14 protein-coding genes and 1 pseudogene are annotated in these 24,906 nt (G+C 51.2%); 4 read left to right on the top strand and 11 right to left on the bottom strand.

Going from position 1 to position 24,906, the window contains the following annotated elements:
- Positions 1–23 precede the first annotated feature (23 nt).
- From B5F07_RS09205 to B5F07_RS09250, 11 genes are all read right to left on the bottom strand, one after another.
- On the bottom strand, positions 24–2,471 hold the full coding sequence (locus B5F07_RS09205) for a glycoside hydrolase family 2 TIM barrel-domain containing protein (protein WP_162613094.1): 2,448 nt from the start codon (positions 2,469–2,471) through the stop codon (positions 24–26).
- A 310-nt stretch (positions 2,472–2,781) separates the two neighbouring features.
- On the bottom strand, positions 2,782–4,260 hold the full coding sequence (locus B5F07_RS09210; protein ID WP_162613095.1) for an MFS transporter: 1,479 nt from the start codon (positions 4,258–4,260) through the stop codon (positions 2,782–2,784).
- A gap of 142 nt (positions 4,261–4,402) precedes the next feature.
- Complete coding sequence (locus B5F07_RS09215; RefSeq protein ID WP_087160987.1) at positions 4,403–9,847, bottom strand: family 78 glycoside hydrolase catalytic domain; 5,445 nt, start codon at positions 9,845–9,847, stop codon at positions 4,403–4,405.
- A gap of 64 nt (positions 9,848–9,911) precedes the next feature.
- Positions 9,912–12,332, bottom strand: coding sequence for a GH36-type glycosyl hydrolase domain-containing protein (locus B5F07_RS09220; protein ID WP_162613096.1), 2,421 nt, complete (start codon positions 12,330–12,332; stop codon positions 9,912–9,914).
- A gap of 198 nt (positions 12,333–12,530) precedes the next feature.
- Entirely contained in the window at positions 12,531–12,668 is a 138-nt protein-coding gene (locus B5F07_RS22620; RefSeq protein WP_162613097.1) for a hypothetical protein, read from the bottom strand.
- A gap of 14 nt (positions 12,669–12,682) precedes the next feature.
- Positions 12,683–13,582, bottom strand: a complete 900-nt coding sequence (locus B5F07_RS09225; protein WP_087160989.1) for a carbohydrate ABC transporter permease — start codon at positions 13,580–13,582, stop codon at positions 12,683–12,685.
- A 20-nt stretch (positions 13,583–13,602) separates the two neighbouring features.
- On the bottom strand, positions 13,603–14,571 hold the full coding sequence (locus B5F07_RS09230; protein WP_334293369.1) for an ABC transporter permease: 969 nt from the start codon (positions 14,569–14,571) through the stop codon (positions 13,603–13,605).
- 116 nt (positions 14,572–14,687) lie between these two features.
- On the bottom strand, positions 14,688–16,208 hold the full coding sequence (locus B5F07_RS09235; protein ID WP_087160991.1) for an ABC transporter substrate-binding protein: 1,521 nt from the start codon (positions 16,206–16,208) through the stop codon (positions 14,688–14,690).
- Between the two features lie 116 nt (positions 16,209–16,324).
- Positions 16,325–17,149 carry a response regulator transcription factor gene (locus B5F07_RS09240; RefSeq protein WP_087160992.1) on the bottom strand — a complete coding sequence of 275 codons (825 nt, stop codon included), beginning with the start codon at positions 17,147–17,149 and terminating at the stop codon, positions 16,325–16,327.
- Positions 17,146–18,888 (bottom strand): sensor histidine kinase, encoded by a 1,743-nt coding sequence (locus tag B5F07_RS09245; RefSeq protein ID WP_087160993.1) that lies wholly within the window; start codon positions 18,886–18,888, stop codon positions 17,146–17,148. The genes B5F07_RS09240 and B5F07_RS09245 overlap by 4 nt, the downstream gene beginning before the upstream one ends.
- 26 nt (positions 18,889–18,914) lie before the next feature.
- Entirely contained in the window at positions 18,915–21,293 is a 2,379-nt protein-coding gene (locus tag B5F07_RS09250) for a glycoside hydrolase family 2 TIM barrel-domain containing protein (RefSeq protein ID WP_162613098.1), read from the bottom strand.
- Between the two features lie 270 nt (positions 21,294–21,563).
- On the opposite strand from B5F07_RS09250, the gene B5F07_RS09255 reads away from it, so the two are divergent.
- The 4 genes and pseudogenes from B5F07_RS09255 (at position 21,564) to B5F07_RS09265 (ending at position 24,556) form a co-directional block, all read left to right on the top strand.
- Entirely contained in the window at positions 21,564–22,646 is a 1,083-nt protein-coding gene (locus B5F07_RS09255) for a helix-turn-helix domain-containing protein (protein WP_087160995.1), read from the top strand.
- A gap of 95 nt (positions 22,647–22,741) precedes the next feature.
- Positions 22,742–22,825 (top strand): annotated as a pseudogene (locus B5F07_RS23380) (MerR family transcriptional regulator); the annotation flags it as partial.
- Positions 22,826–22,930: 105 nt separating this feature from the next.
- Complete coding sequence (locus tag B5F07_RS09260) at positions 22,931–23,398, top strand: TipAS antibiotic-recognition domain-containing protein (protein WP_442911413.1); 468 nt, start codon at positions 22,931–22,933, stop codon at positions 23,396–23,398.
- Positions 23,399–23,572: 174 nt separating this feature from the next.
- On the top strand, positions 23,573–24,556 hold the full coding sequence (locus tag B5F07_RS09265) for a D-isomer specific 2-hydroxyacid dehydrogenase family protein (protein WP_087160997.1): 984 nt from the start codon (positions 23,573–23,575) through the stop codon (positions 24,554–24,556).
- Positions 24,557–24,906 lie beyond the last annotated feature (350 nt).

Genomic DNA, 24,906 nt, shown 5'->3' on the forward strand with positions numbered 1-24,906 from the left:
CATAGCGCCTTCTGCTGATTTACCTACACCGCCATGATCTTCGCGCCTGCCGTTTCGCATCCCGGTGCGGAAGCAGTCACCTTTATCTCTCCTTTTCTTCCGGTACAGCGCACTGCCGCAAGCACCTCGCCGTGCCAGGATGTATAACTTCCGTCGGAGAATTTTTCTTCCGTCTCCGGGCGGGCGCTTCCAAGCGCCAGAAGCTTTCCTTCGCCCTCCACTGTCACGGTGATCTTTCTGTCCTCAGTCCGGCAGAGCGTTCCCTCTGCGTCCGTCAGGCGCACCGGAACAAATACGAGCCTCTCTGTGTCTGCTTCTACCTCTTTCTCCTCCGGCTGTACGCACAGACGGACCGCCTCACCGGCAGTTTTCAGGCTCCTTCTTCCGATCTCCCTGCCGTTCTCATCAAAGCTTACCGCCTCCAGGATACCCGGACGATATGTAAGCTCAAACTCTGCCATGCAGTCTTTGAGTTCCCGGCTTCCTGCCAGGACGCTGTCCTGGTAAAGCTCCACTCGTTTCCCCGGGCTGTAGACTATGATCCGGGCGGTCCTTCCTTCGCATCCATTCCATGTCCAGCAGGCGTCGGCGTCTGTCAGCCTCCATCCACCTACCGTATATTCTTCCCCGCTGTGATTCACCGGGCGCACGCCGATATAAGGATCCTTGAGTGTTCCCCAGAGGGCAGCACAGTAATACGCAGCCGCTTCCGGATTCCCGTTTAAGTCAAAGGAACCGCATGCTGCAGTCAGGCACGGATAGGGTTTGGCAAATGGGGCTTCTTTCGTGCCGTATACCGGGAGTCCCACGCCTGTCTCTCCCAGATAGTCCCAGGCAGTCCAGTGGAAATCTCCGATCACCCAGCTGTTCTCCTCTACAGCACGCCAGTTGCCTGCCATTCTCTGGGGGAATGTCTCCGCACTTAAAAGGAGCCGGTCCGGGCGGATCCTGTGGATTCCCTCATAGAAAGAGTGGCCGTAGTTGTGTCCTGCAATATCAAGTTCATCAAACACTTTTCCCACCATCTCTTCCAGTTTCTCCGCACCGAAAGCGCCCGCCTTGAAGGCATCTGCGACTTCCGGATGGGCCGTGATCAGCTCATTGATCTCCAGGCTTCCCATCTCGGCGCCTCTTTCTTTCTCCAGATCTTCCATCAGAAACGACACCATGCTCATGGGAGCATTATTGGCGATCGTAACCGGGCGCGTACCGTCTTCTTCCCGCAGGATACTGCAGAGGCGGCGTGCGATCTCCGGCGCATAGGACCGTCCGGTATCTGCGATCTCATTTCCAATACAGTAGAGGATGACAGACGGATGGTTATAATCCTTCCTCGCCAGAGCACGGATATCTTTTTCACATTCCCGGTCAAAATAGATGGAATAGTCGTACTTTGTATTTGGTACCCTCCACTGGTCGAAGGACTCATCCATCACATACATCCCAAGCTCGTCACATACATCCAGCAGATTCTTCCCCGCCGGATAGTGGGAATAGCGGACCGCGTTGAATCCGAACTCTTTGAGTTTCTTTATTTTCCGGTACTCTGCCTGGTCGAAAGTACATGCTCCCAGAATGCCGTTGTCGTGGTGGATGCAGCCTCCTTTGAGCTTAACAGTCCTGCCGTTGACCTGCAGTCCATCCTGTACGCTCCAGGAAAGTGTCCGCACGCCGAAACGCTCTTCTGCTTCATCCACAGCCTTTCCATTCTTTTTAAGCACTGCCTTTACCCGGTAGAGATATGGCGCTTCCGCGCTCCACAGCTTCGCCTCAGGAATGGGGATGCGGACCGTTCTCCCTTCCGCGGAAGCGACTTCCTTTTCCCCGTCATAGACGGTATACTGGACCGTGATTTTATCCGCTCCTTTGCCTGCATTGCTGTCTCCTGGCGCTTCGGCATCTGCGCTGCTTTCCCCTGCCGCTTCGATTTCTGCGGCGGCACAGCCTGCATATTCTGCCGTGATCTCGACGACTGTCGGATCGCAGGAAATCGTCTTTACCCGAAGTCCCTGGGGATCAATGTGCAGTTTTCCTCCCGTCCACAGGTTCACCGGACGGTAAATCCCGCTTCCCGAATACCACCGGGAGTTCGGCGTCTTTGAATTATCCGCTTCCACCAGGAGCACATTATCCTCACCGGTACGGATCTTCCCGGTCAGGTCCACAAAAAAGTTGGTATATCCGTAGATCCATCCTCCCAGTTTCTCCCCGTTTAAGGATACCGTGGAATTCATGTAGACTCCTTCAAATTCCAGGATCACTGCCTGGTCCCTGTACTCTTCTTTCCCGAAAAAACGCTTCTCGTAATAATATTTTCCGCCGGGATAATATCCCGATCCGCTTCCGTTCTCAAGATCAGGCACACGTTCCTCCATGATCATAGCGTCATGAGGAAGTTCGATCTCCATCTTCTCCGACTGATGCCCTTCCTTCCAGAACGTCCAGCCCTGGTGTATCCTTTTTTTCTTCATGATTTTCTCCTCCATTTCTGTCCGGGTATTCCTGCCTTACTGCATCTCCTTGCCCCGCAGTTCTTTCCGCACCGCCTTCTCTTTCATCTCGACTTTAATTATATAAAAAAAGAACAGTTCCATATATCCGGTTATTAATATTTTTATCCTGTTTTTAATAATCTGCTTATGCCGTCCGACTTCCCGCTAAGACTGCAAAAAGGCGGAAGAAGATCTGCGCCAAAATCAGCTTTAACCTTCTTCCGCCGTATTTTCTTATATTTATTATTTATTTCTGCTGTTCCCTGTAGTATGTTCTAAAATAAATATTCTATTTTCCCTCTTTCTCCATCTCCGGCAGTTTCTTCTCGATATCATACAGGAAGAGCAGTGCCACGAGCACGATCGCACACATGATAACCGGGAGCCAGTTGTACAGGAACTGGATCGCCGTAACTACAGATGCCGGCTGCGCGATCCCCTGCGTATCCAGGGCAGCATCAAATCCCGCAGCATCCATCACCCAGCCAAGCACTGCCGTTCCAAGTCCCAGACCAAGCTTCTGGGAGGCTGACATAGCTGCATTTCCCATTCCTACCGGGTCGATCCCACTCTTCAACCGGCTGTATGTAATCGTATCTGCTACCATTCCCATCGCCATACCTCCGCTCATTCCAAGCCCCAGACCTTTCAGCACATTGAAGAAGATGATCGTCGGCAGACTGTCGGCAAAAAGTCCGAATCCCAGGAATCCGAGCGTCATCAGGGCAATCCCTGCTTTGTAAATACTGGCCTTGCCGAACTTCTTCATAAAGAACGGAGTCACGAACATGATGGCAAACTGCGCCACCGAAATCGCGTTGGACATCCAGGAATACCTGCTCATGTCGCCGTACACATACTGGCAGTAGTAGACATTTCCCACGGAGTACATGATGATCACAAAGAAGATCACGAACATGGCAAAAAACATCACCACCCAGTACCGGTTTGTAATCAGCGCCTTAAAGGCTGCAATGGGATTGGACGCAGCGCTTCCCGCCTGACTGCCGTTTCCTTTTTTCCCGTCACGGCTGCTGTTTTTCTCCCCGGAACCATCCTGCGCATTCTCCTCCGCCGCTTCTGTCGGAGTCTCGTCCTTTACCCGCTCTTTCGTGGTAAAGAAGCAGATCAGGGACAGCACTACCATGGCCGCCGACACGATAATCATTGTAACTGTAAAGGCTCCCTGCGTGTAAATATTTTCCGCATTATCGGTAAATGCCGTCAGCATGGCGATGAATACGGAATTGATGACAACGTTGGCCAGCGTCTGGAAAATCTGCTGCACATTGCCGAGCATTCCCCTCTCATAGGCATTTTTCGTCATCAGAGAGATCATGGAGTAATACGGAACCAGCATCGCCGTGTAACAGACCGCATTTACCAGGTTATACAGGATAAATACATAGACGTATTTCGCCATATCCGGCCAGTTGGACGGAACAGAGAATAACAGCACCGTGGTCACTGCAAAGGGAATACACATCCGCATCATCCACACCCGGGCTTTTCCGAACCGGGACTTCGTGCGGTCCACAATATTCCCCATGATCAGATCCGATATACCGTCAAATACCTTTGAAACCGCGATGATCGACGCAATAATTCCCGCATCGAGCAGCGCCGCATTTGTAAAATAGATTGTCAGGAATGAACCGAGCACCGCATTGATCGCATTCATTCCCAACTGCCCGGAGCCGTATCCGAGTCTTTCTCCCCAGCCCAGCTTTGCCTCCGGGTCATTGTGTTTTGTCGCTAAACTCTGCATCTTACTTCCTCCAAACATAAAAAACATGAAACATTTGCATACTGTAGAAAAACTGCTTCGGTCTTTCTGTTGTTGGAAGTATTGTATCAAAGGACAGCGCGCAGAAATAATATGATCTTGTCTTTTTTATCCTTATTTTGCCTCAAATATACAGCTTCATAAATGCAAGCATCCGCTCAAAGCATTCCTTTGCATAAGGGTTCGTCCCGTAAAGCTGCATAAATCCATGATCCAGCACACCGCACTCCGGTCCCCGGTAAAAATATTCATAAGGAATGCCGTTTTTCTCCAGGACTGCCGCAAGGTCGTCCGCGGAATCCTTGAAAAAGATATCCTTGTTGCTGCTGATGATAAAGGAAGGGATATACCTGCTTCCAATCCACCTGGAAGCGTCCATAACTTCGGCTATTTTCCCGTCTTTTGACGGCTCGTCCGTCCCCATCCAGCAGCCGAGCATGGCGTTCATGTTCTTCTCAAAATTTCTCACCGACAGCGCCGCCTCATCGATCAGAAGTCCTATGATCTGCTCCATCCGGATTGTGGGGCGCACTCCGATCTTCTCAGCATATTCCGGGTTCACCAGAAGAAGTCCGTAGAGTTCCGTCAGATCCGCTCCGGCACTGCCTCCGCCCAGGAACACATGCTCCATATCCAGACCGTATCTCTCCTGATTATCGGTCAGGAAGCGGAGCATCTCATCCACCTGCTCCAGCTGCACCGGGAAACGGTAATCCGGCGCCAGGGCATAGTTGGGGCTGATCACATTGTATCCGTGCCGTGCGATCTCCGCAAAGAAATCTGCGCCTCCATCTTTTCCTGCAGCCATGGGATCTCCGGATACCTTGTCCCCGAAGATAAATCCGCCTCCGTGAATATAGATCACCGTGGGACGTTTTGCGCTCCGGTCTGCATCCGGATACCAGATGTCCAGGTAACTGTTGGGATATTTTTCGCCGTAGCAGATATCATTCACATAGACGATCCCGTCCTCTCTTACGTGCTCTCCCGGCTCATTTCTCGGCTCGAAGGAATTTACCGGCACGCCATGGTGCACGCTCTTAAATACCATTTTCTGTATTGGCAGGCATTTGAGGTCTGACTGAAGTGGTTTCCGGTTTCGTTCTCCTTCCGGACTGCCTTCTTTATTGAGCATGATATCTACCGCTTCATGAATCTCTTTATACGGATCCTGCCTGCACTCGCATGTCTCATCAAACATCATTGTCATCTTCCTTTCTGCAGTAAATGGTTCCCACTCTCCTCCGTCTGCCTGTCCGACCTCCGGTCTTCCCGTCCTGGCAAAGGATGCAAATGCATGGGCGATGATCTTCGAAAGTTTCTCCTGCTCCGGATAGTATACTGCCCGGCACGCAAGAGGAAGCTCCGCCGTGTGCCATGCACAGCGCAGACCGCCGAGTAACGGCTGGGGAGTGTCATACCCCACACTGTAGAGCCACACCGGGGCGGTTCCGGGAATATCCCGCTCCATCTCCGCCCGCTTCTGCGCGAACCGGTATGCTCCATCTCCCAGAAAATGACACATGGATATCATCTGAACATAGATCTGCCAGGGCTGTTTAGTATCCCCGCAGCTATCCCGGAACACCCGGATCAGTCCGTCCACGTTCTCCTCTGCCACACCCGGGAGCGTCTGATGAATGGAAAATTCCTGTTTCAGAAGCCCGCTGCGCACATCATCCCAGGTCATGGAGGGATTTTTTACTACATTCGAGGCGATTTCCTCCTCGGACGCTCCGACGATCACCGGTACTTTCCGGGAACATTTATAAACATGATATCCACCGTCCTCATTCGGCATAAGATGCACCCCGTCAGCCACAGGCATAAAGGGCGTCCTGTCTTCCCGGATCAGCTCCATGCCCGCGCATCCCGCAAACAGCCTGCCGGCGTCCATGGTAAGAAGCTCTCTCCATTTGTCCTGTGAGATATTAAGGCGCTTCATCACCTCCACCGTCTCTTCCTCTCCCTCTTTCTTCGTCTTGGCGCCGACCGGAATGGAACCGCTGATGATAACCGCCTTTTCGAACAGCCCTTCTGCTTCCGGCATGGCCATCAGATGCTCGATCTTGATACCCCCGCCGGACTCTCCCATTAGAGTGATGTTCTTCGGATCACCGCCGAATACACGGATATTTTTCTTCAGCCATTTTAACGCCAGGATCAGATCCAGCTGGCTGTTCAGACCGGACGACTCATATTTTCTGTCAAAGTGTCCCAGATACATCCCGCCAAATATGTTCAGCCGGTGGTTGACCGTAACCAGGACAATATCCTCCTCGTCGATGAGCCTGTCTGAGATCTCCGCAGTCACATTTCCCGAACCGCTCATATATCCGCCGCCGTGGATATACACCATGACGGGACGCTGCGCCGTATCTGTCCCGGGTGTGACAATATTCAGAACAAGGCAGTTTTCCCCCGGTTTCCCGGCAAATTCCGTACAGTCCTTTCCTCCGGTAAATATATCTGCACTCTCCTTCACCATCGGACGGATCGCCTCCGGCATCGTCTCCAGAGACAGTTGGTTCTGCATGGTCACCGGCGCAGATCCGGTACAGTCAAGGATCCCTTCGTGCTTCTCAGCCGGACGCGGTTCCATAAAACGGAACTCTCCGTCACATCGGTCTCCATATGGAATGCCCCGGAACACAGATTTTCCGTCTCTGATGCATCCTCTCACCTTGCCTTCGGTCGTCTCCGCCACAGGAGACTCCCCCGAAAAATGCCATGTCCCGCTCCCCACAGTCAGTTTTCTCCGGTCCGGAAGGATAACTCTTGCTGTGGTATTGACCGGAACCGAACAGTCATATTCCCATATTCCCCGGTCTGTATCCAATTTCCACTCTGACCGGATCGTCCCGTAACGGCTCTCATAGAATGCCGACGCTCCGGTCAGCGTTCCCCCTATCACCGGACAGAGCGTAAATTCCCTGTATCCGGGATGATCTGCCTCCACACGGATTCCTGCAGTATACGAAAACAGGAAATCGCAGACAGCACCAAAGCTGTAGTGATTGAAGGAAGCCCTGTGGGCATCCATCCCGTCCCAACTCTCCAGGATCGTTGTTGCGCCCAGTTCCACAGCGTGGAGCCAGGACGGAGACTTTCTCTGTTCCAGGATCCGGTATGCCAGATCCGCATATCCTTCCTCCACGAGTACCGGAAGCAGGAAGGGGGTAGACAGGAATCCCGTATTCAGGCAGTAGTCATTCTTCTCAATCTCGAGGATCAGCTGCCGCACAACTGCCGGACGTTTCTTCTCGCTTACCAGGTCAAAAGCAAGCGCACGCACATAGGCTGCCTGGTGTCCCGGTTCGATGACGCCGTCCTCACTGATGAAATAGCGGTCGTAGACGGTGCGGATCTTATCAGCCAAAGTCTGGTATTTCTCTGCATCTTCGGTCCTTCCGAGCACCTTTGCCATATCCGCCACATTTTGTGCGGAACGGCACATATACGCCGTGGCGACCAGGGGCTTTCCCTCCCGGATCCACCGGGCAAAGATCTCACCCAGAATCTCCTCTTTCGTCCTGTCAGGCTTCCCGCTTTCTCCCTGTCCGTCTTTTCCTGCATCTTTCTGTGCTGTCTCTGCAGAAGCTTCTGTTTTCCGTATCGGCTCCTGCCACTCGCCGTAATGCATCTTTGTGTCATAAATGTAGTCCGCATCCAATTCGCCGTTTTCATCCCGGGTATGGTACTGGGGCTGATCCTCATAGAGCGGGTTACGGTCTTTCGCGCAGGAGAGCATATAATCCACCCACCGCTTTGCCGTCTCATACTGATTGTCCAGGATCTGCCGGTCGCCATAACACTGCCAGATCATCTCCGGGATCCACGCCGCCGAATCTCCCCATCCCGCACAATCCTCGCCTATGCTCCCGTTTCCGGAAGGACCTGCCAGCGCAGAAAGAGAGTTCTTCTCCTTCATATATGCCAGTTCCTCCGGATCGTGGACACTGCTCGTGGAAGGGAAGGTGATTCCGACCTTTCCGCTCTCATACTGTTCGACCGCCTGATCCTGCATCCATTTCTCATAGAAAGGATACACGTCCATAAACCACGCCGCAGTCTTTGTGTAGATCTGCGCGTCGCCGGTCCATGCGTTTCGCTCCCGGGTAGGGCAGTCCACCGCCACATCCATAAAGTTTCCCTTCTGGCTCCATCTGGCGTTCTTCACCAGACGGTTGATCAGCGGATTCGTACAGGTAAAGTCCCCTGTTTCCTCCATATCCGAATATACTGCCGCAGCAGTAAAGTCCCCATCCCGGATCTCTCCCTCATATCCTTCCAGAAGCACATACCGGAAGCCAAAGATGGAGAACAGAGGACAGTATTCTTCTTCCTCTTTTCCGCTGCAGCGGTAGACAACCTGCTGAAAACGATCCAGAGGAAGGGGCGTGTCACTGATATTGCCGGTGGAAAACTTCCCGTCCTTTATATCCTCCCCATGGGTCAGGGTGATCTCCTGTCCGGGCGCACATCCGCGGACGCGCATTTTCACATATCCGGCTATATTCTGCCCGAAATCCAGCACTCTTCTGCCCTCTGCATCCCGGAACTCCCTCGGGGAGAAATGCTCTTTCTCCCGCACCGGCACACTCCGGGAGGCGATCAGCTGCGCGTCCAGTCCGTAATTTTCTGCACCATCCGCAAGGTGGACGCATTCCCACAGACCGTCATCGAATCCGGACATTTTCCATCCGTCCGGCTCCTTTGCCGCATCATAGATATCCCCCATCTGCATATCGGACGCAAGCATGCCTCCGGTACTGCAGCGGAACGATTCATCGGTTCCGATCACCACTCTCCTGCCGTCCTCGTATTCCAGTTCAATCTGTCCAAGGAAGTGGAGCTTCGGGCCGAAATTATTCTTTACCGTTCCCCCGGTCACACCGCGCCACCATCCGTCTCCCAGCATCACCGCCCAGACATTCTCCCCTTCCCTCAGAATTGCCGTAATGTCGTAAACCTGATACTGGATCCGGTAATAATAACTGGTAAGTCCCGGCTTAAAGCAGTCTTCTGTACCGGAATTTCCGTTGATCCAGAAATGATAAAGCCCGTGGGCAGTCTGATAGATCCTTGCTTTTTTCAGGCCTCTCTCCACAAAAAATGTCTTCCGCAGATAAGGCGAGGGCTTCCGTGCCTCCCGAAAAACCCGGTCATGGGGATCTCCGGTTTCCGGCTCGATCCATTTTCCCGTCCAGTCATCCCTGCTCAGCAGTCCCATCTCAAACCATGCCCACTCACTGACAGCGTCTTCCTGCTGTCCGTTTTCATCCGCCACTGTACACTCCACTCTCCAGAGGAGTTCCTGACGGCTCTCCAGTCTGCTTCCTTCATAGCGGGTACACTGGCTCCCGCTCTTTACAATACCACTGTCCCAGACAGCAGAAGCGCCATCCTCATTTTCTTTTCCCCCGCCAGACCGCACGATGATCCGGAAGCTTTTCTGACTTACACCCCTTTTATCACTGTCAAGTTTCCACATCAGTCTGGGATTCTGCGCATCAATTCCCCGGGGATTTCTTAAATATTCTGTTTTCAGGTCATATATCTTCAGCATTCTTCTGCCTCCTCAATTCTCTGCCCCTGCTGTCTCCGTTTTCTTTCCGTAAACGATGTCTGGTTCAGCCGAGGATCACTTCCACCTCTGTCCTTGTCTTTCCTTCGACGAGTTCCGGTGTGATCAGATTTTCATCCAGACGTACACCGTCCACTCTTATCTCCTTCACTCCATGCTGAACTCCAGCCGGGTTGACAGCATGAATATCCAGCTTACATCCCCGGTAAATGCGGGAAACCCGGAATTCCTTCCAGTCTGATGGGATGCTCGGATCGATGACAAGTCCTTTCAGAACCGGTCTGACTCCAAGAAGGTACTGCGTTGCAGCCACATCCATCCAGGCGGCGGTTCCTGTCACCTGGGATACGCATGCCTGCCCGAACTGCTCATTGTCAGGTCCCAGCATCGTGCTGGAATATGCGTACGCCTCCCCTCTGTAAGCCTCCAGTCCGATCCGTTTGATCACCTCATTGGGTATCAGCTGTTTATAATATTTCCAGGCAATGTCTCCTCTTCCGAGAAGTGCCTCTGCAATGATCGCCCAGCAGTTTGCCTGGCAGAAGATTCCCCCGTTTTCCGAATATCCTGCGGGCAGTCCGTTTGCCTTGTGGTCCTTTGCCTCCGGGTCCGTCGGAAATGCCGGTGTATTGATGAGGAGCCCCATTCCCGTATCCAGATGCTCCTTCACCGAATCCATTGCCTGCACATTTTTCTCTTTGTCCCCGCTGCCGGCAATGATCATCCAGCTCTGGGTATTCACCCAGATCTTCGCATAATCCTGGGAATCCGAACCAACCGGGTTCGCATCGTCATCCAGTCCTCTTAAGTACCACCTGCCGTCCCAGGCGTAATCCTTTAATGCCTTTTCCTGCTTTGCGATCAGTCCTGCAAACCGTTCCACTGCTCCGCTGTCACCCCTGAGTTCTGCCATTTCAGACAACTGCCTCAGCGCATAGATATGCTGCTGTGAGACAAAGACCGACTCTCCTCTTCCCTTTCTGCCAAAGGGACCCATATGATCGTTCCAGTCGCTGAACAGGATCAGGGGCAGATCATGTTCCCCGAGATGATTCTCTGTGAACTCAATCCCCCTCATAAGATGCTCCCACATACTCGCGGGTGCCACAGGCGTCTGCATATCCTTGTCCAGGAATGGGATTTTCTCATCCAGCACTGATATGTCACCCGTTTCTGCAATGATCGCATATGCAAGATACGTCATCCAGATATGGTCGTCAGAGCGGGTGATATCCTGGGGCAATTTGTGCTCCTCCGGCCAGAAAGTATGTACCACATGTCCGTCTTCAAACTGCTGCGACGCCAGCAGATACAGCATTTCTTTTGCCCACTCCGGTTTTCTGTAAGCCTGGGCGAGCATATCCTGGGCGCTGTCTCTAAAGCCAATGCCCCGGATTCCCGAAGCGGAGGAACTGATGGAGCGGGAATATCTGGCGGTCACAACACTCTGCACCGGATTCCATGTATTGACCTGACGCATAACATCTGCATCCGGCACAATGCACTGATAAATATCAAGATGCTCCTTCCACCATTTCTGTACTTTCTCAAACTGGGCGTCCGTGCCGCCGGGAGCCCTCAGGCTCTGCAGGGTTTCCTTCGTTACCCTCCGCGCTTTTTTATAATCTGTGAGAGCCCCGGGCGTTACTCCCAGATAATAGCGGATTTTCTCGTTCTGCTCTCCTCCGATGACCATATGGCTGTGGAGAGCTCCGCAGGGTTCCCCGCCTGCCATGTTTTCATTTCCCAGTTTTCCGGCTTCTGCACCAGCCGGTTTTCTTTCGTCCCGATAGTTCCCGCAGAACAAGTCCCTGTTGCAGCAGTACGAATCCGGCGTCCTGTCGGATGCGAAATAAACGACCGGAGATTTTTCCGTGTCCACCTGCATCCACGATGTGTACAGATACACGATAGAATCCAGTTCCGCATCGTACCTTGCATCCGTATTCCACTTAAGATAGTATCCAAGATTTACTTCTTTGAGAAAATCAAGCTGGGAAAACTCCACATATGCAAACACATCACATTCGATCTCTTCCGTATTTTCATTCTCCAGAGTAACGTCCCAGCACAGCGTGTCGCTGTCCATCGCCATAAAAAGCTTCAGCGTTGCTCTCAGTCCATCTTTTTCTGCTGTAAATACGGAATATCCCGGACAGTGTGCGGACTCTCTGGAATCCACCTTTGTCTCACAGGGGCGGAAAGACGGCGACCAGAGAGAGCCGTCTTTCATACGGATATAAACATAGAAGCCCGGGCTGTCAATGGGCATGTTGTAAAAACGGTATCTGGTCACACGGTAGTTCTGGGGCGTGCGCCACCAGCACATTCCGCCGCCGGCCTGCGATACAAATGCATGCATCCTGCCGTTGGACAGGTAATTGATCCACGGCTGAGGCAGGTCATGACGGTCAAATATGATCCTTCTGTTTTCATCTTCAAATCTGTAGGGTAGTTTTTCATTCATCGCTTTTCTTCTCCTTTTATTTTTCTTCTCCGGATACCTCCGGGTATTGTTCATTTCTGCGATCTGATTATAGGATAATACCTGCTCTTGTCCCGCTCTGTTTTTATGATTATTATCCTGTTTTTACACAAGATTTCTCATAAGAAAACACCGGGCGCAACAGCCTTTCAGCCAAGCGCCCGCGTTTTCTGCCCACACCTAATCTACAAAATAAGTCCCGGCATATTCTATTGTCTTATCAAAGAACTCCTGTGCATCTGCCGTCACCGTTGCCATTCCCAAAGTGCCTGCTAGCATAAGTGCTGCGCCACGCACGAATGCCGTAATTCTTTTCATTCCTTTCTCCTCTCTTATCCCTTTACAGCCCCCATTGTGATCCCCTTCGCGAAATATTTCTGGAAGAACGGATACGCCACAATGATCGGCAGTATCGCCACAACTGCGATCGCCATGCGGATGGACGCACTCGGAATATCAGATGTGCTTATACCGCTTGCAAGCGACGCCGCACTGCTTGTAAGAAACTGAATATTGTTATTCATCTCGTTAAGCAAAAGCTGAATCGTATACAGATTTGAATCTGTAATATAGTAGAGACCATTTGTCCAGTCGTTCCAGTATGCAACCGCCGCAAGCAGCCCGATAGTTGCCAGAATCGGTTTGGACAATGGCAGGACAATTTTAAACAGTACGCTGAACTGTCCCGCCCCGTCAATCTCTGCCGCTTCCATCAATTCTCCCGGAATACTGCTCTGCATGTAATTTTTTACCAGAATCACAGAGAATGCATTCATGAGCAGATTCGGAAAGATCAGTGCCCAGATGGTATCCTTGATATGGAAAATATTCGTATAAACCATGTAGGATGCGACCACACCGCCGTTAAACAGCATAGTAAATACGATCAGAAGAGTCAGAATCTTCATTCCCGGAACATCCCGCTTTGACAACCCGTATGCCAACAGTGAAACGATCAGAAGAGCAAGTACCGTACCGATCACAGTGACAAAGATTGTCATCAGGTAAGCCCTGCCTATCTGCTGCCACTGGACCGCAATATATTCATACGCTTCCAAGCTGAAAACTTTCGGCCAGAACTGATAGCCATACCGGATTGCTGCGTCATTTTCTGTGAACGATCCCGATACCAGCAGGATGAACGGCGCAATCGCCAGTACAGAAAGAATGATCATCACAATATGTCCGACTGTTGTAAATATTTTATCCTCTCTTGATCTGAAACCAGACATTATATTCTCCTTTCTGCCTGTCAGAACAGCGCATTTTCTTCACTCGTCTTACGGATCACTGCGTTTGCCGCCACCACAAGGATAAATCCGATGATCGCCTGCATCACGCTTGCTGCGGAAGACATAGCGATATTATTCTGATTCATCAGGGCATTGTAAACGAATGTATCCACCGTCTGGGTTACCTCATAAAGCGTTCCCGAATTTCTCGGTACCTGATAGAACAGCCCGAAATCCGAATAAAAAATCTTCGACACACTCAAGATAAACATAGTGATCACCGTGGGCTTGAGCATCGGCAGGGTAATGTACCGGATCTGCTGCCATTTTGTTGCCCCGTCCACTTTTGCCGCTTCGTAGTAATCCGGACTGATTCCAATAATTGATGAAAAATACAGGATCATACTGAATCCGATCCCTTTCCACTGATTGACAAAAATCAGGATAAACGGCCAGTATGCCTTTTCCTGGTAAAACGCGACTGACTCTCCGGTCAGCGGCTCCAGAATCGACTTGTTGATAAATCCGTTGTCCGCACTGATAAAGGCAAATACAAGATAGCTGACCACTACCATAGACATCAGATACGGAAGCAGGATCGCCGTCTGATAAATCTTCTGGGATAATTTTCCCCGAATCTCATTAAACAGGATCGCCACTGCAATCGGGAAAACAGTGCCGATAATGATAAACGCCACGTTATAAAGCAGTGTATTGCGTATTGCCACCTGTATATTTCCGGACTGGAACAGGAATTCGAAATTCTCCAGTCCGCAGAAGGGACTGTTGAAAATGCCGTCCCTGTAATTAATTTTCCGAAATGCGATTGTAATTCCCGCCATGGGGAGATAGTTGTTGATCAGAAAATAGATCACTCCCGGCAGTACCATCAGATAGATCGGGACTGCCTTTTTCCACCGGAATCTCTTCCTGACTTTTAATGCTGCAGTTTTTTCTTTCCTGACTGCTGATCTGCTCAAAATATCCACCTCTCTTACCTGAAAAAGCATAAAGAAAGCGCGTCAGCCGCGGCTGTCCAACGGACTGTTCCGGCTGACGCGCCTGTCTGGTATACCTTTTTCTCTTTTCTGGGAACCTGTTCCTGTTACTGCTGTGCAAGCCACTCGTCAAACTGTGCCTGCTTATCAGCAATAATCTCATCGATTCCGTTTGCTTTCAACTTATCGATAAACGCCTGGTATGTAGATTCCAGATCAGCACTTCCTGTCTCAAGCGCCGGCTGGTACTCTGTGATCACAGACTGCACCGCAATGATCTGGTTTGTCATATTGGATGAATCATACGCAAAACCATAGCCTTTGGTCTGATTGTTCATCGCAGCCTCCGTCCACTCTGCATTTGCCTCTTTTGTACTGCTTCCGAACTCATACACCATTCTCTGATCGCCCCACACGCCAATTCCGCTTGTTCCGGCAGTCGGATCTCCGATTCTCTCGATCAGACCTTTTTCCTCATCAACAACCTTGTAATGCGTGTCTTTGATTCCCCACTGGATCGTATTGAGAAGATCCTTGTCTTCATAGAGCAGATTCAGGAATCTCATAGCTGCTTCCGGTTCTTCCGCGGTCACCGGAACAGTCCAATACACATTGGTGGCAGATGAAACCGATTTCATATACGGCTCATTAATCATCAAATGAAGACACTCTTTTCCAAGATTGGACTCCAGTGTATTTTTCAGCCCCTCCTGACCTTCACTGAAATAGCCGCTGATTGTTCCGGACTTCATGTACTCATCCAGTGTAATATCAGTTGTCGCCGCATCCTGGGGAATATATCCCTTCTGATACCAGTCGCGCACATGCTCAAGGAAGTCATAATACTCTTCTGATTCAAAATAGTCGACCACTTCTGTGGAATCCAGTCCGATCAGGACGCCGGATGCAGCCGTTGCGCCCAGTGGGTCTGACGGGAATGTATAGCCGGAAGGCGGCAGAGATCCTGTAATCCCGCAGGGATATACATCCGGATTCGCCTCTTTGATAGCTGCGAAAATATCCGTCAGTTCATCCAGGGTCACCATATCCCCGTCCTCATAGGAAAGCCCCGCGGATTCCAGAGATTCCTTTGTCATAAGGAAACCGCCGGCACTGCCATAACTACTGGCAAGCACAGATACAGCATATGTCTGGTCGTTAAACTGGGCACCCGAATAAAGCGGGAAATCTTCATCCTCTGCAAGAGATGTGATCTTGTCTCCTTCTGAAGCCAACAGATCATCAATCGGATCAATCATCCCCTGGTCGATATAACTCTTGAGATCCTGGAAAGCCACGCACATCAGGTCGATCTGTTCTCCAGCACCAATCCACATGGAGTACTGGGACAGTGACTCGGTAAATGACAGCGGTTTGAACTCTACCTCCACATTGATCTCCGGGATCGTTATGTCGTTCACCGCGTCCTGCACTTTTCCCAGATCTGCCGGATCAACGCCTGCCGTAATGTAGGTAACAATGATATGCGCCGGATCCCCGGTCTCTCCCCCCTGGTCCTTATTTCCGTCGTCCGAACCGCCTCCTGCGCCGCAGCCCGCCAGCAGCCCTGCCGACATGGTAAGCACAAGCCCTGCTGACAGAAGTCTTTTCACAATTTTCTTCTTCATTCTCTTCTCCTCCTTGTGATAAATTCCGAAACTTCACTCTCCGGCATCGTCTTTCCGGATTTGAAATCCCTGCTTGTTTTGATAATTAAACTATACAGGAGAAAAGCTTTCGCGTATTATACAGATCCTTTCACTTTTTTGCACAAATCCGACTTTTTCCGGTACTCCCTCGGAGTGCAGCCGCTGTATTTCTTGAAAATTCTCGTAAAATAGGCATAGTTGGGATATCCGCTTCTGGAGGCGATCATCGTAACCGACAGATCCGTATTCTTCAGGAGTTCTCCTGCCAGGGCGCAGCGGTATTCCATAATGTATTCCGACACGGTTCTTCCCGTCTCCTTCTTGAAGACGCGGCTTAAGTAATCGGGATTGAAGTGAACCCTTGCCGCCAGATCTTCCACGGAAAGCTCTTCACTTACATGTCCCGCTATGTACTGCTTTGTCTGCTCCACCGCATTTCCGTTCTCTTCCCCGCCGGGCTGTCCGGCATCCTTTCCGTCCTCCCCCGGATCAGCCAGAGACTGCACATACTGCTCCCCATAGCTGTGATACCGCTTTTCCTCACTGCGGGCAGCCGCTCTCTCCTCTGCCCTTCCAAGGACGTCCATCAGAACAGCGGGAGTCGCCGGCTTCAGGATATAGTCCATACAGGAGAGCGCCACCGCCCTCTTTGCAAACTGAAAATCCTCGTGGCAGGTCAGGATAATGTTCACCGTATCCGGGGAATTTTCATTCATCCACCGGATCAGTTCCAGCCCGCTCTCCCCGGGCATTTCGATATCGCACAGCATCACATCCACCCTGTTTTTCGTCACAAGATCCACTGCCTGCGCGTAGCTGTTTGCCGTGTAAATGTGGTCAAAATGCAGTTTTTCCCAGTCCGTATTCGCCCGGATTCCCTCGATTGCGATCATCTCGTCATCTACGATCAGAAGATTCATCTGTCCTTCTCCTTTTCTTCCATAGAATTGTTCCGCTCACGCTTCTTTCTGTAATCATCCAGCGCCGAGCCGCCTGTTTCAGGCAGCGTCAGGGGCAGGCTGATCCACACCTGGGTTCCCTCGCCCGTTCTGCTCGTAATCCTGAACTCCGCATCATCCCCGTAATACAGCCGCAGACGGTGCAGACAGTTCCAGATCCCGATATGCTTTCCCCGCTCGTCCGTTACCGCTTCACCGCGCTGCAGGGCAGCAGCCTTTTCCTCGTCCATCCCGTTTCCGGTGTCGCATATGGAGATGTCCAGATGTTCCCCACGCACATGGATGTTGATCAGAATCTCGATCGTTTTCCCCAGTACAAGCCCGTATTTGATCGAGTTTTCCACAAAATTCTCAATCAGCAGGCAGGGGATTTCCACATTCTGCGCCTCCTCATCCACGTCGTACACCGAAGTAAAGCTGTCCGGGAATCGCATCTTCTGGATTTCCATAAAATTCGTGACAAAGTTCATCTCTTCCCTCACCGTCACAAAAGACTTCTCCCGCCGCAGGATATAGCGGAAGTGGCTGACCAGAAGCAGGGTAAAGCTTTTGACTTCCTCCAGTCTGGAAACGGACGCCAGACTGTAGATCGTATTGAGGAAATTCAGCAGCATATGGGGATTCACTTCCAGCAGGATATTGAGCGACTCTGTCTGAAGCTTTTCCAGTTCTTTCTCATAGGACTCTATGGTCAGATTTTTTATCTCCGCCGTCATACTGTTAAAGGTCCGGTAAATATAATCCATCTGGCTTGTCCCTGGCGTCCCCTCCAACCGGTACTCCAGATCGCCGTTTTTCACCGCATACATTCCCTTCCACAGTTCTGTCAGTGGGTTCACCACCTGCCTGCGGATCACAAACCACAGAAGGGGCAGCGCAAGAAAGCTCAGCACCGCAAGCGCCCGGATTACTGTCACAAAAACCGGGAGCTGCGAAAGCATATCCGAACGCCGGATACTCCGCACAAGGGAGTACCCCAGATCCCCGATCTTCCTCTCGATGCGGATCTCGCCTCCATCCGGGGCGCCGGTCTGCCCGTCCCCCACTGTCACCAGATTTCTTCCGTCCATATCGGCAAACGAGATCGTCTCCGTAATCTCCCTGCTGCTCTCTTCCAGATCTTCCAGCATTGACTCCGCGTCAAGAAGAAGTCCGAAGGAAAAACATGGATAATCAAAATGGCGGATAAAGAACTTCCTTCCGTCTGCCTCTGTGATTTCCCAGGCTGACACGCCCATGGATACCCGCTCTCTGTTCCGCACAATGCTGCGGACTGCCTCCACATCCGCGATTCCATACTGGTTTGCCGCGTTCATCCTCACACTGACATTGTCATCCTCATGATTCCAGAGATAGCTCATACCGTTGATCTGGACAGAAGAGCGGATCTCATCGATCTCATTGCTGAGGCGGATCAGATCCACAGAGCTGTCGCTTTCCTGACGGATGGTCAGGACTGCCATATTCTCTCCGGAAAGGAACTCCCCCACCTTGCTCTCCAGGTGGGACAGTTCTGACTCCAACGCGCGCACATAAAGCTCAAGCTGGCTGTCATAGGACGCAGTCAGACTCTCCTCATAATTTTCGGAAATCATTCCCGTCACCGCCGCCGCCAGGACATTAACCGGTATAATCGCCAGAGAACATGCCAGCACAAGGCGGAAAATCAGATTTTTCCAGAGCATATGGATCTTTTTCATCTATGTATCACCCCAGTATTTTTTTGTTATGCGGGTTTTACTGCACAGACAGATGCCGATGCCGGTTCCAGTCCTTCCGTCTGCGCAGTCACCTCAATCGTGCCTTCTTCCCCGGTACTGCGGACTACGGCGAGAATCCTTCCGTGCCAGGAGGTGCTCCATCCCGTCCGGAATCCTTCCTCTGTCTCCGGGCGCCCGCTTCCCACAGCGATCAGTTCTCCCGGTCCTTTCACCGTGACGGCAATCTTCCGTTCTTCCTGCATTTTCAGAAGTCCCTTTTCATCGGTCACATGGACAGGTATATGGACGATCTCATCCCGGTCTGCCCAGAGTATTTCCTCCTCAGGCAGTACCCGCAGAACAGTCTTTTCGCCGGCTGTCACAATCTCGTCCTCTGCGATCCTGCTGCCGCCTTCATCATAGCTGACCGCCAGAAGTCTTCCGGGACGGTACACTGTCCGGAAATCTGCCCGGCAGTCTTTCAGCTCCATCCGTCCAAGAGATATCCCGTCCTGAAACAGCTCTACTTCTTTTCCGATGCTGTAGATGACAATCTCCGTCATTTTTCCTTCCTGTCCCTCCCATGTCCAGCTGTGAAGGGCATCTGTCAGCCTCCACCGGCCAAGGGTATACTCTTCGCCGAAATGCTCCGGCGGCCTGACCGCAATATAAGGCTTCCTGTATATCCCCCAGATTACAGCCCCGTAATACGCCTGACTTTCCGGATATCCGGTCAGATCCATGGAGCCGCACGCCGCAGTCAGACACGGATAGGTCTTGGAAAACGGCGCCTGGGTGGTTCCGTACACCGGCTGCCCGATCCCTGCCTCTCCGAGATAATCCCAGGCCGTCCACATAAAATCTCCGGTCACATAGTCGTTTTCCGCCACCCATTTCCAGTTATCCGCCATGCTCCGTGGGAATGTCTCGGAACTTAAGATTACCCGGTCCGGCTTCATCGCATGTGTTCCCGCATACAGGTTCTGTCCATAATTATAGCCTACAATATCCACCGCGTCAAAGCATCCGCCTGCCAGTGCCTCCAGTTTTTCCGGCGTGATGGACGCGGATATCTTCGGAAGCATGGTAACGATCTCGTTGACATCCCCGCTGCCCACACTTTTCTTCTCCTCTTTCTGTTTTTCCGCCTGAAGGGAGGCGAGAACAGTGAGCAGCGCATTGTTCGCAAGAGTCACCGGTCTGGTGCGGTCCAGGCTGTGGAACTTCTCCGTCAGCATCCGGGCAGTCTGTTCTCCGCCGGGCACCCCTGTATCGGTGATCTCATTTCCTATGGAATACATGATCACGGAGGGATGGTTGTAGTCTTTGGACACAAGCGCTGTCACATCCTTCTCCCATTCTCGGTCAAAACACTCCGCATAATCGTATTTCGACTGATGCAGATGCCACTGGTCAAATGTCTCATCCACCACATACATGCCAAGCCGGTCGCAGGCTTCCAGAAGGTTTTTCCCCGCCGGGTTGTGGGAACTTCTCACCGCGTTAAATCCAAATTCCTTCATGATCCGGATTCTCCGGTATTCCGACCTGTCATATGCACATGCCCCGAGAATTCCATGGTCATGATGAAGACATCCTCCCCGCAGCTTTACCGTTTTCCCGTTGACCCGTAGTCCCTTGTCCGCATCCCAGGACAACGTGCGGATTCCGAAAATGTTTTCCGCCTCATCGATTACTCTGCCGTCCGCTTCCAGCACAGTCCGCAGTGTATAGAGATTCGGATTTTCCGCATCCCAGAGTGCTCCGTCCGGAATGACAATCTCCACATCTTCCCCTTCCGCCTGTACCACACATTTCCCGTCTTTTATCACAGAATGGCCGATCCGCATTTCAGGCTGCGGGGTTTCCTCTCCGTTCTTCTCCCAGTCCGTTCTCACACGGATCACAGCAGGTTCCGTGGAAACTGTCTGTATCCGCACGCCTTCCGGCAGGATGTGGTTTGGCTCTCCCACCCAGAGATTCACGGGACGGTAAATTCCGCTTCCGGTATACCAGCGCGAGTTTGGGGTACGGGAATTGTCGGCGATGACTTTCAGTTCGTTCTCCTCTCCGGTCTTAAGTTTCCCGGTCAGATCTATATAGAAATTGGTATATCCATAGATCCAGCCTCCCATGTATTCCCCGTTCAGCCAGACAGATGCATTCATATATACCCCTTCAAACTCCAGTATCACTGCCTTGTCCTTCCACTCTTCCCTGCCGTAAAGGGATCTGACATAGACATATTTCCCTCCGGGAAAGAATCCTGATGCACTTCCGCTCTCCAGATCCGGCCTTCTTCTCTCACATATCATTGCGTCGTGCGGCAGGCTGATCTTCTGCGGGGCAGACTCGTTTCCTTCCTTCCAGAACTGCCAGTTATCTACGATTCTCTGTTTTTTCATCCATAATTCCTCCATTTCATCTTTTTATCCACATATATCTTTATTGTATTTTCCCGGCATCCCCGGCACAATGTCACAAACCGTCGCGAGAGCGCCAGTTTGTATCATATTACGATCTATTAATACATTTTTACTGCTCTTTCCGATTTTTCTTTTCCATACTTTAAAAATGTGATACTCTGTATTTCAGGAATCCTTCATTCAAAAAAGCTGTGAAGGCTTCCTGCTTAACAGGAATGGAAAAACTGACAGCAGAAAGGAGAATTGTCCGTGCACCAGTATACCCATATTTACCCGACTCTCTCCTCTGAGGAGGAATTTCTGAAACAGACCGAATCCCACCGGAAAAATATCGGTTCCGCCGTTCTTTCCGGAACTGCCGGGCAGCACTTCGTCCTGACCCTGATGACCATTCACCGGGACGGTCCTGTTCCCGGAGTGGTCTCCTGCTTTTCCCCCGGTTCCTATTTTAACTGTCCTGTTTCAATCTCTGCGGAAAGCTCCGGCAAAAGGGTGCTTCACGAACATGACTGTTTTGAATTTTCCTATGTCCTGCGGGGGCATATGTATCAGAATGTAGAGGGGCAAAGATACCTTTACCCTCCGGGGAGCTGCTGCCTGATCAACCGGCATACACTTCATACAGAAGAACTGACCACAGATTATCAGTGTATTTTCTTCTCCGTATCTGCAGACTTTGTTCAAAGCCTTCTCAATTATGGCAATATGCTCCTCTTTCCGGAAGAGCAGAACAGCGCAGATAACAGCGTTTTCCGTTTTCTTACAGGAAACATCGAAGAGGACCACTGCAATGAAAAAGATTTTCTGGATTTTGTTCCCCGCATTACAGAAACAGAACAGCAGCGAATCGTACACCACATATTCGAACAGATGATCCATGCCCTTCTCGAACCGCACTACGGCACTACTTATCTGCTCCGCTACCTGTTTCTCCGGCTGATCGGCGTGCTGTGCAGCCCGGAATATTATACCATCAGCCACCTCTCTGCCCGCCACCGTGAGGACGCCTTTCTTTTTGCGCGGATCGACCAGATCCTTCAGGAACGCAAAGGTCGGATCACCAACAGCGAACTGGCAGAGCTTTTAAACTATGACGGTTCCTATCTCGGCAGGATCGTAAAGAAACATACCGGGAAAAGCCTGTACCGGTACAGCCTCACCTTCACCATGTCGGAAGCGGCAAGACTGCTGCGCGAAACAGATCTGACTGCCGCCGGAATTGCCGCAGAGCTGAGATTTTCCAACCGGACACACTTTTACAAACTTTTCGAAGAGTACTATGGAATGACACCGGGAGAATACCGGCGTTCCATCCGGGGGACAGTTTGTTAATTAAAAATTTCTTCAAAAATTTCTCCTGGTATCTCTTGACCTTGACACTGCGTCACCCTTTATCATAACAGTCACAGAGGAAGAAGGAGGCAGGATACCGGTTTTACGGCGAACATGAAGTCGATCTGCTGCAGCAGATCCTGTTTTACCGGGAACGCGGTTTCCAGTTATCTGTGATCAGACAGATCATTTATGATGATAATTTCGATCTGCTTGCCGCCCTGGAGGAGCATCTCCGGGCACTGGAAGATCAGAAAACGCATGTGGATGCCCTGATTGCTCTGGTGACAAAATCAATCCTGACCCTGAAAGGAGAAACAACTATGAATGATAAAGAAAAGTTTGAAACCTTCAAAGAAGACATCATCCGTCGGCACGAAGAACAGTACGGCGCCGAAGTGAGAGAAAAGTACGGCGATGAAGGAATCGATGAAGCCCACCGGAAAATCCGGAATATGTCGGAATCTGATTATGAACGTTTCAAAGACCTGAGCGATGAAATCCGGAAATGTCTGGAAAAGGCGGTTCGTGCCGGCATTTCCTGTGACAGCGAAGAAGCGCGCCGGATCGTTACGCTTCACAAAGACTGGCTCTGCATGACCTGGAAAGAGTATACCAAAGCCGCGCACCAGGCAGTGGCATCCACCTATATCAGCGACGAGCGGTTCCGCCTGTACTATGACCGCAATGTTTCCGGTTGTGCGGAATTTCTTGAAAAAGCCATCCGTTGTTATACCGGCGCAGCAGAATAGGCTTCCGCCAGATTTAACTGCAGCGGTCTGGAGTACTGTTTTCAGCACTTCAAACCGCTGCGGTTCGCCGCGTCAAAGCGCTGCATTGACAGGCTTTCCGGCATCTTCTATACTCGGATGTGAAGTTTTTAAGAAAGGATTCTGCCGCAGTTCTGCGGCATCAGGAATGGAACGATGAAGATCTATGCATTTGAAGTAAGAGATGACGAAATCCCGTATTTTCAGGCGCTCTCCGGACATCCCGGAGTTGAGCTTGTCTTAAGCAGTGAAGGACTTACCGCAGACAAAATCCCCGCTCTGGAAAAAGGCGCCGGAGTCAGCGTCCTCGGCATGTACCACTACGGTCCCGAAGAGCTCGCCCTGCTCCGGAAACAGGAAATTCTTTTTCTCTCCACACGTACCATCGGTTACAACCACATTGATATCGATTATGCCGGAAAAAACGGGATTCATATTTGTAATTCCCATTACGATCCGAACGGAGTCGCCGACTACACAATCATGATGATCCTCCTCTGTCTGAGGAATTACAAGCAGGCACTCTGGAGAACCCAGGTCAACGACTACTCCTTAAGCGGACTGATCGGCAGGGAATTAAAGGACCTGACAGTGGGAATCGTGGGAACCGGAAGCATCGGAAGCACCGTCATCCGTGAGCTGTCCGGATTCGGCTGCAGAATTCTGGCGTACAGCAGACATCAGAACCAGGAAGCAGAAAAATATGCAGAATACGTGCCCCTTGAGACACTGTACCGGGAATCTGACATCATCTCCCTGCATCTTCCTCTCACCCGGGAGACACGGCACATGATCAACAGGGACACACTCGCTATGATGAAAAAGGGTGTTGTTCTGATCAACTGCGCCCGCGGTGCGCTCATGGAAATGCAGGCGCTCATTGACGGCATCGAGTCCGAACACATCGGCGCACTCGGACTGGACTGCATGGAATATGAGGAAAACATTGTGCACCGTGATCTCAAGACCGATATCTTCTCCAACAGGGACATGGCTTATCTGAGGCAGTTTAAAAATGTCATCCACACACAGCACATGGCGTTTTACACGGACAGCGCAGTCCGCAGTATGGTATACTGTGGTGTGAATGGCATCCTGGATATGGCGCAGGGAAAAGATTGCAAGACTCAGTTGTGTTAAAGGAGGAATATTTTTAATTTTCGCTTGCTTTTCAAACACGCTTAATGTATAATATTTTCTACATTAAATCTCAGGGCGGCGTCTTGTACTGTGCTGCAGTTCCAGTCACTTCATCCGCCCTGCAGGAGACATGATTACAGTTTCCTGTTCAGAAGTTCATGGCCGCTCGGCCGGGAAATTCCGATTTTTAATGGATACCACTTTACAACCATCACACCGGACGGATATCCCGGCTGAAAACCGCCTTGTTTTTCCCCTTCTATGTTGCTACAATATCTATAGAAACAGGCTGAAATCTCTCATGGGATATCCTCCGGCACCACAGCGAAAGGAGAAACACATGACAGATT

The sequence above is a fragment of the Lachnoclostridium sp. An169 genome (assembly GCF_002160525.1).
GTDB classification, from domain to species: domain Bacteria; phylum Bacillota; class Clostridia; order Lachnospirales; family Lachnospiraceae; genus Mediterraneibacter; species Mediterraneibacter cottocaccae.